Origin of the sequence: Agromyces larvae (assembly GCF_022811705.1) — a bacterium.
GTDB lineage: Bacteria > Actinomycetota > Actinomycetes > Actinomycetales > Microbacteriaceae > Agromyces > Agromyces larvae.
In genome coordinates this window covers 1,471,601-1,485,179 of record NZ_CP094528.1, presented here as the reverse complement: position 1 = coordinate 1,485,179, position 13,579 = coordinate 1,471,601, and the positions used below count along the sequence as shown (strand labels likewise).

Sequence of the window (13,579 nt, the reverse complement as noted above, 5' to 3'; positions counted from 1 at the left end):
TCAACCCGCGATGAAATCCGTCACGCTACAGGTGCTCGATCTGCCGCTCGCGGAGCTCCTGCCGTTCCACCGGAACCCGCGTCGGGGTGACGTCGAGGCCCTGAAGGCGTCGCTCGAGCGGCACGGGCAGTACAAGCCGATCGTGGTCAACGCCGGTTCGTTGACGGGGCGCCCGAACGAGATTCTCGCGGGCAATCACACGTTCGCGGCGGCGAAGGCGCTCGGGTGGGAGTCGATGTCGGCGGTGCTCGTCGACGTTGACGAGGAGCGCGCGGCCGCGATCGTTCTGGCGGACAACCGGATCGCGGATCTCGGCGGGTACGACGACGCTGACCTGCTCGCGGTGCTGCAGGAAGCCGGCGACCTCTCCGGCACGGGGTACTCTTCGACAGATCTCGCGGCGCTGCTGCGTGAGCTCGACGAGCCGGTGGCGCTGACCGACGAGGACGACGCGCCGGACCTGGCTGAGGGTGACCCGATCTCGGCTCCCGGCGACGTGTGGCAGCTGGGCGTGCACCGGCTGCTCGTCGGTGACGCAGCGGACCTTGACGGCGTGCGGGCGATGCTCGACGGGGATGTGCCAGATGCAGTGTGGACGGACCCTCCGTACGGGGTGCAGTACGTCGGGAAGACCGACCGGAGACTGTCGATCCAGAATGATGGGTCGTTCTCGGAGGCTGCCGCCCTGGTGGCGTCGGCGATGGGTGTCGTTGTTGACGTGTGCCGCCCCGGCGCGCCGGTGTATGTGGCGCACCCAGAGCAGGGTCGGGAGGAGTTCCTGGCCGCGATGCGGGCGGCTGGAGTGCGGGTACGCCAGACGTTCGTCTGGGTGAAGGACTCGCTCGTGCTGGGCAGGTCCGACTACCACTACCGGCACGAGCCCGTGTTGTACGGATTCACGCCGGGGGGTTCCGGCCGGCTCGGGCGGGGGGGGGTCCGGTGGTTCGGGGACAACAAGCAGTCGACGGTATTCGAGGTGCCGCGGCCCAAGCGCTCGGCGGTGCATCCGACGATGAAGCCCGTCGAGCTGATCGAGCGGATGCTTCGGAACTCGTGCCCGCCTGGCGGGACGGTGCTGGACCTGTTCGCCGGGTCGGGCACGACCATGATCGCCGCGCACCATCTCGGCATGATCGCGGTGCTCGTCGAGTTCGACCCGCGCTACGCGGACGTCATCTGTCGTCGCTGGCAGGAGCACACCGGCGTCGTGCCAATGCGGAACGGTGTCGAGGTCGACTTCACGGAGGCAGCCGATGCCTAAGTTGACCGCCGCAGAGCGCGCCAAACGGGCGCAGAGCGCGCTCGAGCTTCGCCGCGCGGGCATCCCGGTCGGTCGGATCCGCGAGGAGCTGGGGTTCGCCTCGGTAAGAGCGACGGAGAACGCGATCGCCGCCGGCATGTCGGCCGCCGCGTTGCAGGAGGACCCGAATGATATCCGCCGCCTCGAGCTCGACCGGCTCGACCGGCTGCAGGCGGGCCTGTGGGGGAAGGCCGTGAGAGGCGACGTCACCGCGGTTGACCGGGTGCTCCGGTTGTCGGAGCTGCGCATGCGGTTCGCCGGCATCCCTGGCGACCAGCGCGTCATGACGAACGCGTTCGACGAGACGGTGAAGGCGCTCTCGCTCCCGACGATCGATGCCGCCGCCGTAGCGGCCGGGCGACGTGTGGCCGAGCAGATCGACGCCGCGACCGCGACCGGAGACCCGCTGCAGGTGACGAAGGCGCTGTACCTGATTCCGCATCTGATGAACGTGCTCGAGAAGCTCGGCGCGACGCCGGCTGCGCGTGACGCGATCGGCGTCGTCGCCCGAGCGGCGCCAGCAGGCCCACCGATCGAACCTGCCATGACCGACCTGCAAGCCTTCCGGAAGGCGCGCGGCATCTCGTAAACGGAGGAAGGCCGATGCCGAAGGCGATGCAGCGCCGACCATTCGGCCGAACCGAGCCTCGTCTGTGGACGAAGCCGCTGCGGGAGCTCACCCCGGAGACGTCCCTCGGCTTCGAGGTGATCGAGTTCGCTGCCGTGATCCTCGGCGTGGTCTTGTACCCGTGGCAGAAATGGCTGCTTATCCACGCGCTCGAACTCCTCGAGGACGGCAGCTACCGCTTCCGCCGGGTGATCGTGCTCGTCGCCCGACAGCAAGGCAAGACGTTGCTGGCGTCGGTGCTCGCTGCGTGGTGGCTATTCGTTGACTCGGCGCGGCATCCAGACCGGGTGCCGCCGGTGAAGTTCAAGGTCGTCGGTGTCGCGCAGAACCTCGATATTGCCCGGGAGCCGTGGTCGCTCGTGAAGATGTGGTGCGACCCGGACCCTGCCACTGCAGAGGAGGCCGAGCTTGCACTTCCGGCTCTGCAGGCGGCGACCGCGAAGGTGTCCGACACGAACGGGAAGGAAGGCATCTACGCGCTCTCGCGGGCACACTACGAGATCCGGGCGGCGATGAACGCTCGAGGCAAGCCGGCCGCCAGGATGCTGATGGACGAGATGCGCGAGCAGAAGACTTGGGCGGCGTGGAACGCGGTGTCGCAGACCACCAAGTCGTTCTGGTCGGGTCAGCTGTGGGGCATCTCGAACGCGGGCGACGCTCTAGCCGTCGTGCTCCGTACGCAGCGGGATGCCGGACTCGAATCGATCGCCGATTGGGAGCGTTACGTTGAGTCGGGGGTGCAGTCTGCGGAGGAGTTCGCAAACCACCACGACGTTTCTCTCGGCCTGTTCGAGTGGTCCGCGCCGGAAGGATGTGCACTCGACGACGTCGACGGGATCCTGCAGGCGAATCCGTCGATCGGGCACGGCGCGATGACGGTGCAGTCCGCACTCGCGGATATCCGAGGGATGACCGAAGCCGGCTACCGGACGGAAGTGCTGTGCCAGTGGGTGACGGCAAGGCTCGACGTATACCTCGACGGGCTGGGCTGGTCGGAGTGCCGGGACGAGTGGTCGGTGGTCGCGGATGGGTCGCCGATGGTGCTCGGGTTGGACACGTCGGCGGATCGGAAGTTCACGTACCTGTCGGTCGCGGGGTTCCGTGATGACGGGTTGGCGCACGGGGAGTTGATCGCCCGGCGGGCGGGGATGCTGTGGGCTGTGGACCATGCGGTGAAGGTGGCTGCGAAGCAGGGCATCCGTCATGTGGCGTTGCAGACCCGGGGGTGCCCGGCGGCGGAGTTCGCGAAGCCGTTGCAGGATGCGGGCCTGGAGGTGATCGAGATCGCCGGTCCGGCGCTCGGTGCGTCGGCCGGGCGACTGCGTGACAAGGTTCGGGATCGTTCGTTCCGGCATCGCGGGCAACCGGCGTTGGACGTGGCTGCGGCCGGCGCGACGACGCGGCGGCTCGGTGAGGTGCGGGTGTGGGATCGGGTCGCGTCGGTGGTCGATATCGGCGGGCTGGTGTCGCTCGCGAATGCGCTGTACGGGCTCGATGTGCGGCCGGAGCCGCAGGTCGTGGCGTCGGCGTACGAGGAGCACGACCTGATCGTCGTCTGAGGCCGGGAGGGGGCTTGCATGCGCGAGCTGAAGACGCTCACCGGTCGGACGGTGATCGTGGCGACGTCGGAGACCGCGATCCGCGGTGTGGTGGAGTCGGCGACGCGGTCGTTCGTGACGTTGGTCGAGGCGGAGTCGCTGGAGGAGTCGCAGCCGGTGAAGATCGCCGGGTTCGTGCTGGTCCCGGTGCCGAGGGTCGTCTACGTGCAGGTGGTGCCGCGATGAAGCCCGTGTTCGAGACGCTGACCGAGCTTGGCGAGCATCTGGCCGGCACCGGGATCGAACTGGTGGACCCGGGGGTGCCGCTGTCGAACTGGGACGACGCGTGGACGTACGGTCCGGCGTGGCGGAACCAGCCTTCGATCCGGAAGGTCGTGGGGTTCGTGGCCCGGCACCTGGCGTCGACGCCGCTGCACCTGTACGAACGGGCCGCGGATGACGACCGGCTGCGGGTGCGGGAGGGGCCGCTGGCCGACTTGCTCACGCGGCCGTCGCGGGCGCCGGGGCAGACGGCGTACCGGTTCTGGGAGTCGTACCTGATCGACGGCCTGCTGCACGACAAGTCGGTCGCGCAGGTCATCGAGCATGTGGACGGGTTCGAGCTGGTGCGGATTCCGGCGCGGATGGTGAGGTTCAAGGGCGATGCGCTGGGCCGGATCACCGAGGTGCTGATCACGGTGAAGGGCAAGACTCGTTCGCACGACCCGGCGGGCTTCCTGATCGACGTCGGCTACTCCGAGCGTGGGGTGAACGGCACCTCGCCGCTGCGGACCCTGCAGGACATCCTCGACGAGCAGGTCGAGGCGGTCCGGTACCGCCGGTCAGTGTGGAAGAACGGCGCCCGGGTGCCGATGGTCCTGGAGCGGCCGCTCGGCGCCCGCTGGGAGGAGACGGCTCGATCGCGGTTCGTGTCGTCGTGGCAGGAGTTCACGCGGGGTGGCGGGCAGGAGGGCGGCACGCCGATTCTCGAGGACGGGATGACCGTGAAGCCGGTGAATGCGTTCCGGCCCCGGGACACCCTCGACCTCGAGGGGCGGCAGCTGACCGACGTCGAGGTGGCGTCGGCGTTCTACGTGGCGCCTGAGCTGGTGGGTGCAAGGCCGGGCACGTTCGCGAACATCCTCGCGTTCAAACAGATGCTCTACGGGCCCAACCTGGGGCCCTACTTCGACGCGTGGCAGCAGGGGCTGAACGCGACCCTGGTGCCGAAGATCGAACCGTCCCGCGCGGCCTCGCTGTACATCGAGGCGAACATCGAGTCCAAGCTGCGCGGCTCGTTCGAGGAGCAGGCGGACATGCTGTCGACCGCGGTCGGGGCGCCGTGGATGGTCCGGAACGAGGCTCGCGCGAAGCTCAACATGCCCGCCATCGACGGCGGCGACGAGCTCGTGACGCCGTTGAACGTGCTGGTCGGCGGGCAGGCGTCACCGCAGGACGGGAAGTCGCTCGGCGAGGTGCTCGCGAAGTTCAAGGCACGGCAGGCGCAGGTCGTCGCGTCGCAGCGTGCCGCTGGCGCCGAGCCGTGGGATCGGGGCCGATGGGACCGCGAGCTGACCGATGACCTCGTGAAGTTCGGCTTCTCATCTGCTGCCGCCGCCATCACGGCATCCGGCCTGAACGACCAGGCCGAACGCGAACTGCTCGGAGGAGGGCACAGCGATGCTGACGAAGACGATCGAACTTGAGTTGAAGACCATCGGCGAGGCCGGCGACGGCCGGTTCACCGCGTACGCGAGCGTGTTCGACGTCGTCGACAGTTACGGCGACATGGTCGTCAAGGGCGCGTTCACCGACAGTCTCGCCCGGTTCGGGTCCAAGGGCGCCGGGATCCCGCTGTACTGGCGGCACCGGATGGACGACCCGTTCATGCTCATCGGGCAGACGCTCGAGGCGAAGGAGGACGGGCACGGCCTCTGGGTGGACTGCGAGCTGCTCGACACGAACAACGCGAAGCAGGTGCACGCGTTGCTGAAGGCGCGGCTGGTGCGGCAGATGAGCTTCTCGTACGGCATCGTCGAGGCCGCCTGGGTTGACCGGAAGCCGGAGGACGGCGGCTCTTACTACGAGCTCCGCAAGCTCGACCTGCACGAGGTGTCCGTGGCGCCGGTCGGGGCGAACCAGGAGACCGAGATCCTCGCCGTGAAGTCCGCGCACGACGCGGCACGCGCGGCGTTCGAAGACGCCCGCCGGAAGGCGGACGACCAGCAGCCCGCCCCGGATGGGCCGGCCGCTGCGGAAGACCAGGGAACGGCAGACGAGCCGACCGAAGCCAAGGCCGAGGAGCCCAGCGGGGCCAAGACCGAGGAGCCGACGCCGGAGCAGTCCAAGCACCACCTGGGACTCATCACCGTCACAGACGCCCAGTAGGGCAGAAGGGGATTCCGATGAATCTCAAGGAGAAGCTCGCGGCGCTCCAGAAGGAGCTCCGCGACATCCAGTCGAAGGCCGCCGCGGAGAAGCGCGACTTCACCGACGACGAGCTCACCGAGATCGAGACGAAGGCCGCCGAGGTCTCCGAGCTGAAGGCCCGACTCGAGCGGATCGCGAAGTCGGAGCAGGCCCTCGCGGACCTCGTCGAGCTCGGCAAGTCGGACGACTCCGCCGAGGACGTCCCGGAGGACCTCGCGAGCGTGCCGCTCGGCGAGCGGTTCACGAAGTCGGGCTCGTACCAGACCTTCCAGAAGCAGTTCCCGAGCGGGGCGATCGGCGCCGGCACGCCGGTGAAGATCGACTCCGTCCGGATCGGTTCGATGAAGGACTTCTTCGCGAACCGGCGGAACGCGAAGGCCGTGCTCACGACCGACGTCGCCCGGCTCCAGCCGATCCGGGTGCCGACGGTCGACCTCGTCCAGCGGCCGAAGCTGACCCTGCTCGACCTGATCTCGCGAGGCCAGACGGGCGGAAGCTTCGAGTACGTGCAGATCACCGCGGTCACCCGCAACGCGGCGATCGTCCCCGAGGCCACGTCGGCCGACGACGACGCGGCGCTGAAGCCGGTGTCGGATCTGACGACCGCGCTCGCGGACGCGAAGGTGTTCACCTACGCCGACGGGTTCGACGTGACGAACAGCCTCCTCGCCGACGCGCCGGCGTTCGCGTCGTACCTGGAGAACGAGCTCGAGTACTCGCTCGACTCGGTCGTCGAGGACTACCTGCTCAACGGCACGGGCGCGGACGGGCAGCCGAAGGGCGTCCTCCACACCTCGGGGGTGCAGTCGCAGGCGATCGCCTCGGACGCACCGATGGACCTCGTGAAGGCGGCTCGCCGTGGCATCACGAAGGTCACTCGCCTCCAGGGCGGAACCGTCACCGCGGTGCTGCTCTCGCCGGAGGACGACGAGGAGATCGACCTGCTGCAGGACGGCAACGAGCGGTTCTACGGTCAGGGCCCGTTCGGGTCCGGCCCGCAGACCCTCTGGGGGCGGCCGCGTGCGGTGTCCGAGCGGCTCGAGAAGGGCCAGTTCATTCTCGGCGACTTCCGGCAGATCGCGCTGCTGGACCGTGAGGGTCTCGCGGTGCAGGCGTTCAACCAGCACAAGGACTACGCGCAGCGCAACCTGACCTACGTGCGCGCCGAGCTGCGCGCCGCGCAGGTCATCTGGAAGCCGGCGTACCTGGTCGTGGGCGAAGTCGGCGGTGAGGGCTGATGGCCGACATCGTCGTGATCGACGGGGTCCGCTGGCGTCGTGAGGACGCCGAGCGGCGCGGCCTGCTGAAGAAGGCCCCCGCCGCGAAGTCGCAGAAGCCGAGGAACAAGGCGCAGACCCCGGCGAACAAGGCGGCCGAACCCGAGGACAAGTGAGGGGGTGAGGGGCGTGGCACGCATCGTCGAACCCGGCGTCCGCGACGCAGCGTTCTGGATCGACGCCGCGCACGGCGCGGTGCGCCGGTACTGCGGTTGGCATGTCGCGCCCCTCATCACCGAGCTGCTCGAGCTCGACGGCACCGGTGGCCGGCGCATCCTGCTGCCGTCCCTTCGGGTGGTCGCGCTCGTGAAGGTCGTCAACGACGGGCGCGATGTCACCGATACGGTGCGGTTCTCCCGCCGGTCGGGATTCCTCAGCCTGAAGTCGGGCTGCTGGTCGGACGAGCCGGGCACTGTCGAGGTCACCCTCACCCACGGGTACGACCTCGCGGAGGTTCCCGAAGTCGCCGCTCTGATCGACGTGCTGGCGAAGCGGGCGTCGACGAATCAGGGCGCGGTGGTGCAGCAGTCGATCGGCCCCGCCTCGGTTCGGGTCGCCACCGGTGGCGACGGCGGTGCGGTGTCGATCCCGCTGCTGGAGTCCGAGAAGGAGCTTCTCGCCCCGTACCGGCTGACGTGGGGTGCCTGATGCCAGCTCGAGCAGGCGTTCGTCGCCATCACCGCGCAGGGCACCCCATCGGAGCCCGCCGCGGCGGTCACGCCGGCCGGGCCCGTAGGAGAGGGCGAAAATCATGGCACTCACCCTGACCCACGAGAAGAGCGGTCGGCAGGTCACCGTTCCCGACGACGCTGCCGACGCCTACCTCGCGAACGGCTGGTCGATCGCCGGGAAGCCGCCCGCGAAGGCCGCCCCGAAGTCTGCGACGCGTAAGCGCGCCCCTTCGACCAAGAAGGCGGCGGAGACGGAGGTGAGCGATGGAGTTCCCGTTCGGCGAGCCGGTGGTGCGTGAACGTCGGACGCCCGTGACCAACCCCTACGACCCCGGCGCCACGGTGCCGGGGCCGTGGGATGGCCCGCTTGACGAGCTGCCGATCGACGGGGCCTTCATCGGGTCGTCCACATCGACGGCCCCGTCGGACGCGACCCGGCAGCAGGTGCTCACCTCGAAGAGCCTGTTCTGCGTCGACCCGGCCGTTGACGTGCAGGTCGGCGACCGAATCCGTCGAGGCTCCGAGGTCTACTACGTGAATGCGCGCCCGGAGGCGGACACCAATCCGTTCACGGGCTGGCAACCGGTCGTGGAGATCCCACTGGACATGACGGAGGGATGAGCTGTGGAGTTCAACAACGCGTTCTTCGAACAGTTGGGCCGGTCGACTGGTGTGCGTGGCGTCGTGGATGCGGCCGCCGAACGGGTTGCGGCGACGGCGAGGGCGAACGCACCGGTCGATACGGGCCAGTACCGAAACAGCATCCGCACAACCGGGAAGATGCAGCGCCGGTACGTCGGCTTGGTTGTCGCTGGGGATGACAAGGCGATGGTGATCGAGTCGCGCACCGGGAACCTGGCGCGCGCGCTGCGCGCGAACGCACGGAGAAGGTGATGATCGAGCCGGCCGTGATCTTCCCTGACGTCGAACTCTGGCTCACTGGGCATGTCCGCTCGGAGCTCGATGCCCGCCCGGAGGCGGTGTGTGCCGACGTGGTGGTGGACGTGAAGGAGCCGGAGCCGACCGGGGCCTGGCCGTCGAAGCTCGTCGTGATCCGGTTCGACGGGTCAACGCAGACTTCGATCCTCACCGACGAGGCATCGATCGGGGTGACCGTGTTTGCCGGCACGAAGTCGCTGCCTCAAGACGCGAACGACCTGGCCCGGATCGTGCGCGCGATCGTCGCATCCAGCGCCGGCGTCGAGCCGGGGAACCCGATCGCCGCCGTCAACTCGACCACCGGTCCGATCGCGGTACCCGAGGACGCGCCGAGGGCACGGCGCTACTTCACCGCCGAGCTCGTGATCCACGGGCAGGCGTTCTGAGTTCCACCCACAACCCACCCATCCATCCCGCCCCGGTGTTGCCGGGGCGACCGCATTGAAGGAGGACGTCGTGACTGCAGATGCGCAGGGCAACGACATCGCCGCGGTTGCCGTACCGGTCACGGGCAACATCGGCATCGCACCGTTCGGGACGGCGTTCCCGACGCCGTCGGAGGGCGCCGCCCCGGATCTGGTGCTGGACCCGGAGTACAAGAAGCTGGGTCTGGTGAAGGTCGACGGTGGCCCGCAGTGGGCGTGGGAGCCAGACGGCAACCCGCTCGAGTTCTGGCAGGACGCGTATTCGATCCCGTCCGGCCTGTCGAACGTCACTCTTGTGACCACGGCGGCGCAGACGGACAACTTCGTGCGTTCGATCGTGTCGGGTCGCACGCCGGACGCGAACGGCTTCCTCATCGTGGACGGCGGCGGGCATTCGACGCAGTACGTGCTGTTCACGGAGGAGATCTTCAAGAACGGTGCGATCCGCCGGCGTGTGGCTCCGAACGCGCAGGTGCAGTCGGTTGCCGAGGATCAGTCCACGCGGGGCGAGGTGCTGGGCTACCAGCTCACGTTCAAGATCAACCGTTCGCCGGACCTGTCGAACGGGCACTTCGGTGAGTGGCTGCTTCCCGCTGACGGTGGCGGCGGCTCCTGACTCTGGACCGGTGGGCGTCCGTGATCGTGGGTGACGCGGGCGTCCACCTGTCGTCATCGCCCACACCTCTCACCCACTTCACCCACGGAGGAACGAATGACCAAGTACCAGGTCGTCGACGACGTGTTCACGTACACGACGAAGGCTGGGCACACGCTCGCCATCGACCTCGACCTTCCGGCCGATCTGATCAGGACGGCGTTGCAGGGCGACAAGGACGAGGACGAGCAGTTCGAGCTCGTGAGGGTCGTGTTCGGGGCTGACTTCGAGGACGCGTACAACTCGATGGGTGCGTTGGAGCGCACCCGGTTCCAGCGTGCGTTCTTCGCCGCGTTCCAGGAGGCGGCTGAGATCCCGCTGGGGGAATCCCTGAGCTCCTCGACCTGATCGAGGAGCACAAGTCGGCGCTGCGGTTCGATTTCCGCCGGTACTTCAACCTGCCGTTGTCCGCGGTGGGCCGCACGGTGACGTTCGGGGAGACCCGTGACCTGATGCTCGAGCTGAACCGTGAGACGGGGTCGCACCTGCATGCATCGCTGCGCGGATACGACCGGTACGCGATGTCTGAATCGGGTCTGGCGCAGTTGGTGCTGGCCGAGGCGTACTTCAACGTGCACCGGGATCAGAGGAAGCACCGGGAGCCGTACGACTTCGGCCGGCCGTGGTCGGTGCCGGATGCGAATGCGGATGTGACGCCGGAGCGTCGGGCGGAGTTGGTCGCGGCGTTGGAGCGCAGGAGCGCGTTCCGCTGATTGGGGGTGTGCGGCGTTGGCTCAGGTCGGTTCTGGTGAAGTCGCGATCGTCCCCACATTCAAGGGCTTCCGCCGTGCGGTGTCGTCGGAGGTGGACGGATCTGCGAAGCAGGCTTCCAGCGGGTTCACGCAGGTGTTCGCGAAGACGGGCACCGACTCGGGGAAGGCGTCGGGCGCGGGCTTCAAGAAAGCGTTCGAGTCCGCCGCGGACGGTGCGTCGTCGAAGGCTACGAAGCAGCTTGAGCAGGATGTGGCGAAGGCTGCTCGTGCGGTGTCGACGGCCCGGCTGAAGGAGCAGGACGCTGCCGGGAAGGTGCGGGTCGCTGAGAAGCAGCTCGCTGAGGCGCGGGAGAAGTACGCGGCGGATTCGTCGCAGGTGGTGCGGGCACAGGAGCGGCTCGAGTCCGCGACCCGGCAGCTGGGTGCCGCGAACGAGCGCACCCAGGACTCGACGAACGATCTCCGTCAGGCTCAGAAGCGTCTCGCGGATGCCGCGGATGACGTCGGTGACGAGTTCGAGGAAGCCGGCCGTTCGAGCGGGAACCGGTTCACGTCCGGGTTCGGGAAGCTGATCGCGGGTGTCAGCATCGGTTCCTTCATCGGGAACTTCGCGTCGAACGTGATGTCGTCGATCGGCAACGCGATCCAGGACGGGTTGCGTGCCGGGTTCGACTTCCTGCGGGACTCCGTGTCGTTGGCGTCGGACCTGCAGCAGTCCATGGGCGCTGTGGATGCCGTGTTCAAGGACAACGCGGGCACGATCCGCGACTGGGCTGCAGGCGCGGCGCAGGCGGTCGGGTTGTCGACGAGTTCGTACAACGAGTTCGCGACGGTCGTGGGCGCCCAGCTGAAGAACATGGCGATCCCGCTCGACGAGGTCACCGGGCTGACTGGTGGGCTGATCGAGCTGGGCGCTGATCTGGCTGCGCAGTTCGGTGGGTCGACGGCTGACGCGGTGTCGGCGATCTCGTCGCTGCTGCGTGGTGAGCGGGACCCGATCGAGCGGTACGGCGTGTCGATGAAGCAGGTCGACATCAACGCACGCTTGGCGGCGCAGGGTCTCTCCGGTCTTGAGGGTGAGGCGCTCAAGCAGGCTGAGGCGCAGGCTGCGTTGGCCATCCTGATGGAGCAGACCGCGGATGCGCAGGGCACGTTCGGGCGTGAATCTGACACGCTCGCTGGTCAGCAGGCCCGGTTGACGGCGGAGTGGGAGAACGCGCAGGCGAAACTTGGCACTGCGCTGATTCCGGCGTTGACGACGCTCACGGACATGGCGAACACGACCCTGATCCCCGTCCTGAATGAGGTGATCGAGCAGGTCGGCCCGCTGCTGGGTCAGGCGCTTGCTGACTCGGCGCCGATGATCGGCGATCTGATCACGGAGATCGCCCCGCTGCTGCCCGAGCTCGCCCGGATGGGTGCGGAGCTGCTGCCGTTGATCATCCAGGGGCTGATCGACATCAGCCCGTTCCTGATCGACATGGCGAAGAACTTCGCGACCAACTGGGAGATCCTGAACGGGTTCCTGTCATGGCTGGACGGGGATTCGACGTTCGAAGAGTTCATGACGACCGTGATGAACGGCGCCGGGTCCCTGGTCGAGTTCGGCAACCAGGTCGGCTCGGTGATCTCGGGGGTCACGGGCTGGTTCGCTCATCTGGCGGCCAGCATCGGCGCTGCGGTCGCCACTGCGGTGAACTGGGTGACCGGGCTGCGGGACAAGGTCGTGGATGCGGTGCGCGGCGCCGGTGACTGGCTCTACAACTCGGGCAAGGCGATCATCGAGGGCTTCATCAACGGCATCAAGTCGATGCTCGGCTCGGTCGGCGACGCGGTCGGCGGGGTGCTGGACTTCGCGAAGTCGTTCTTCCCGCATTCGCCGGCGAAGCGGGGGCCCTTGTCGGGTGCAGGGTGGCGGAGCATCGCTGAGGGCGGTGCGTCGTTGATCGAGCAGTTCGAGGCAGGGTTCGGGGACGGGCCGGCTGTGCCGTTCGCGCTCTCGTCACCGTCCGCGGCGTCGGCCTCCGCTGTGGGTGCTGGCGGACTGTGGTTGCGGCCGGGAGACCGTCTCACCCTGGTGGTGGAGGGCACCCCGTTGACGGCGGTCGTCCAGGCCGGTATCGGAGCGTACGACCGGGCGCAGCAGCAGGCGTCGGTGCGGCGGTTCCGGGGAGGTGCGTGATGGCGTCGGTCGTGGCCGCGTTCTCCGACATGGACCCGTCGCCGCGTGCGGTGATCGACGTGGACCCGGCTGATCTGCTGGCGGGGACGGTGTCGGTTACGATCTGGCAGCTCTCGACGTGGGGGCAGGTGCCGGTGCGGAACGCGGTGCGCCGGACGGTGGCGGGCGGGCTGCTCGTCACCGATTATGAGATCCCGCCCGGCGGTCGGGTGACGTACCGGGTGGAGCAGTTCGATGCGTCCGGCGTTTCGCTCGGGTTCGCGTTGTCGCTGTCGGCGGAGGTCGTCGTGCCGCCGGGGTGGGTGGTGGTGTCGGATCCGCTCGCGCCTCGGAACGCGGTGCGGTTGCGGGCTGAGGCGCGTTTCGCTGAGGGGTTGACGAGGACGAGGCCGACCGCGATCTACCAGGCGGGTGGGCGGACGTTCGCGATGACGGGTGTCTACTCGGCGTTGCAGAAGGTCGTGCTGCGGTGCGTGACGACGTCGGAGGCGGAGCGGTCGACGCTGGCGGCGATTCTGGCGGAGTCGGTGATCTGCGTCCGGTCGGAGCGGATGCGGCTGCCCGGCGCGTTCTTCGCGACCGTGGACACGGTGCCGATGATCCCGTGGGATGCCCGGGTCGGCGGTGACACGGATGTGTGGGATATCGCCGGGGATGAGGTCACCCGGCCGGTGCTGGATGTGATCGTCGCGGTGTACAGCTATCAGGCGTTCCGCGAGTTCCTGGATCGGAAGTATCCGCCGCGGGCGACGTACCGGCAGGCGGCGACTGAGTGGGCGACGTACATCGATGCGCTGCGGAATCCGCCGCCGCTGGCCTGA

18 protein-coding genes are annotated in these 13,579 nt (G+C 68.3%); all 18 read left to right on the top strand.

What is annotated here, in order from left to right; genetic code table 11:
- The first annotated feature begins 10 nt into the window (after positions 1-10).
- Positions 11-1,261 (top strand): DNA modification methylase, encoded by a 1,251-nt coding sequence (locus MTO99_RS06930; protein ID WP_243558084.1) that lies wholly within the window; start codon positions 11-13, stop codon positions 1,259-1,261.
- Positions 1,254-1,889 (top strand): terminase small subunit, encoded by a 636-nt coding sequence (locus MTO99_RS06925; RefSeq protein ID WP_243558083.1) that lies wholly within the window; start codon positions 1,254-1,256, stop codon positions 1,887-1,889. The genes MTO99_RS06930 and MTO99_RS06925 overlap by 8 nt, the downstream gene beginning before the upstream one ends.
- A 14-nt stretch (positions 1,890-1,903) precedes the next feature.
- Positions 1,904-3,487, top strand: a complete 1,584-nt coding sequence (locus tag MTO99_RS06920) for a terminase large subunit domain-containing protein (RefSeq protein WP_243558082.1) — start codon at positions 1,904-1,906, stop codon at positions 3,485-3,487.
- An 18-nt stretch (positions 3,488-3,505) separates the two neighbouring features.
- Positions 3,506-3,712: a hypothetical protein gene (locus MTO99_RS06915; protein WP_243558081.1), complete on the top strand. Its 207-nt coding sequence runs from the start codon at positions 3,506-3,508 to the stop codon at positions 3,710-3,712.
- Positions 3,709-5,172, top strand: a complete 1,464-nt coding sequence (locus MTO99_RS06910) for a phage portal protein (protein WP_243558080.1) — start codon at positions 3,709-3,711, stop codon at positions 5,170-5,172. Before MTO99_RS06915 ends, MTO99_RS06910 begins: the two co-directional genes overlap by 4 nt.
- The gene (locus tag MTO99_RS06905) at positions 5,147-5,854 is read left to right on the top strand and encodes an HK97 family phage prohead protease (protein WP_243558079.1); all 708 of its coding nucleotides are present in this window, start codon (positions 5,147-5,149) and stop codon (positions 5,852-5,854) included. Before MTO99_RS06910 ends, MTO99_RS06905 begins: the two co-directional genes overlap by 26 nt.
- Positions 5,855-5,871: 17 nt before the next feature.
- Complete coding sequence (locus MTO99_RS06900; protein WP_243558078.1) at positions 5,872-7,134, top strand: phage major capsid protein; 1,263 nt, start codon at positions 5,872-5,874, stop codon at positions 7,132-7,134.
- Positions 7,134-7,289, top strand: a complete 156-nt coding sequence (locus MTO99_RS06895) for a hypothetical protein (RefSeq protein WP_243558077.1) — start codon at positions 7,134-7,136, stop codon at positions 7,287-7,289. The genes MTO99_RS06900 and MTO99_RS06895 overlap by 1 nt, the downstream gene beginning before the upstream one ends.
- A 13-nt stretch (positions 7,290-7,302) precedes the next feature.
- Positions 7,303-7,821: a hypothetical protein gene (locus tag MTO99_RS06890; protein WP_243558076.1), complete on the top strand. Its 519-nt coding sequence runs from the start codon at positions 7,303-7,305 to the stop codon at positions 7,819-7,821.
- Positions 7,822-7,924: 103 nt separating this feature from the next.
- Entirely contained in the window at positions 7,925-8,143 is a 219-nt protein-coding gene (locus MTO99_RS06885) for a DUF7302 family protein (protein WP_243558075.1), read from the top strand.
- A complete protein-coding gene (locus tag MTO99_RS06880) occupies positions 8,109-8,465 on the top strand; it encodes a hypothetical protein (RefSeq protein ID WP_243558074.1) in 357 nt (118 codons plus the stop codon). Before MTO99_RS06885 ends, MTO99_RS06880 begins: the two co-directional genes overlap by 35 nt.
- Before the next feature lie 3 nt (positions 8,466-8,468).
- Positions 8,469-8,738, top strand: coding sequence for an HK97 gp10 family phage protein (locus MTO99_RS06875; protein WP_243558073.1), 270 nt, complete (start codon positions 8,469-8,471; stop codon positions 8,736-8,738).
- Positions 8,738-9,169, top strand: coding sequence for a hypothetical protein (locus MTO99_RS06870; protein ID WP_243558072.1), 432 nt, complete (start codon positions 8,738-8,740; stop codon positions 9,167-9,169). The genes MTO99_RS06875 and MTO99_RS06870 overlap by 1 nt, the downstream gene beginning before the upstream one ends.
- Before the next feature lie 70 nt (positions 9,170-9,239).
- Positions 9,240-9,824: a phage tail tube protein gene (locus tag MTO99_RS06865; RefSeq protein ID WP_243558071.1), complete on the top strand. Its 585-nt coding sequence runs from the start codon at positions 9,240-9,242 to the stop codon at positions 9,822-9,824.
- 96 nt (positions 9,825-9,920) lie between these two features.
- Positions 9,921-10,211 (top strand): hypothetical protein, encoded by a 291-nt coding sequence (locus tag MTO99_RS06860; protein ID WP_243558070.1) that lies wholly within the window; start codon positions 9,921-9,923, stop codon positions 10,209-10,211.
- A 56-nt stretch (positions 10,212-10,267) separates the two neighbouring features.
- Positions 10,268-10,576: a hypothetical protein gene (locus MTO99_RS06855; RefSeq protein WP_243558069.1), complete on the top strand. Its 309-nt coding sequence runs from the start codon at positions 10,268-10,270 to the stop codon at positions 10,574-10,576.
- 16 nt (positions 10,577-10,592) lie between these two features.
- Positions 10,593-12,758, top strand: a complete 2,166-nt coding sequence (locus MTO99_RS06850; RefSeq protein ID WP_243558068.1) for a phage tail protein — start codon at positions 10,593-10,595, stop codon at positions 12,756-12,758.
- A complete protein-coding gene (locus MTO99_RS06845; protein WP_243558067.1) occupies positions 12,758-13,579 on the top strand; it encodes a hypothetical protein in 822 nt (273 codons plus the stop codon). Before MTO99_RS06850 ends, MTO99_RS06845 begins: the two co-directional genes overlap by 1 nt.

Coding starts and splice junctions, on each gene's coding strand:
- MTO99_RS06925 (WP_243558083.1), top strand. CDS start 1,254: ATGCCTAAGTTGACCGCCGCAGAGCGCGCCAAACGGGCGCAGAGCGCG.
- MTO99_RS06915 (WP_243558081.1), top strand. CDS start 3,506: ATGCGCGAGCTGAAGACGCTCACCGGTCGGACGGTGATCGTGGCGACG.
- MTO99_RS06900 (WP_243558078.1), top strand. CDS start 5,872: ATGAATCTCAAGGAGAAGCTCGCGGCGCTCCAGAAGGAGCTCCGCGAC.
- MTO99_RS06880 (WP_243558074.1), top strand. CDS start 8,109: ATGGAGTTCCCGTTCGGCGAGCCGGTGGTGCGTGAACGTCGGACGCCC.
- MTO99_RS06920 (WP_243558082.1), top strand. CDS start 1,904: ATGCCGAAGGCGATGCAGCGCCGACCATTCGGCCGAACCGAGCCTCGT.
- MTO99_RS06895 (WP_243558077.1), top strand. CDS start 7,134: ATGGCCGACATCGTCGTGATCGACGGGGTCCGCTGGCGTCGTGAGGAC.
- MTO99_RS06845 (WP_243558067.1), top strand. CDS start 12,758: ATGGCGTCGGTCGTGGCCGCGTTCTCCGACATGGACCCGTCGCCGCGT.
- MTO99_RS06885 (WP_243558075.1), top strand. CDS start 7,925: ATGGCACTCACCCTGACCCACGAGAAGAGCGGTCGGCAGGTCACCGTT.
- MTO99_RS06930 (WP_243558084.1), top strand. CDS start 11: ATGAAATCCGTCACGCTACAGGTGCTCGATCTGCCGCTCGCGGAGCTC.
- MTO99_RS06905 (WP_243558079.1), top strand. CDS start 5,147: ATGCTGACGAAGACGATCGAACTTGAGTTGAAGACCATCGGCGAGGCC.
- MTO99_RS06910 (WP_243558080.1), top strand. CDS start 3,709: ATGAAGCCCGTGTTCGAGACGCTGACCGAGCTTGGCGAGCATCTGGCC.
- MTO99_RS06860 (WP_243558070.1), top strand. CDS start 9,921: ATGACCAAGTACCAGGTCGTCGACGACGTGTTCACGTACACGACGAAG.
- MTO99_RS06870 (WP_243558072.1), top strand. CDS start 8,738: ATGATCGAGCCGGCCGTGATCTTCCCTGACGTCGAACTCTGGCTCACT.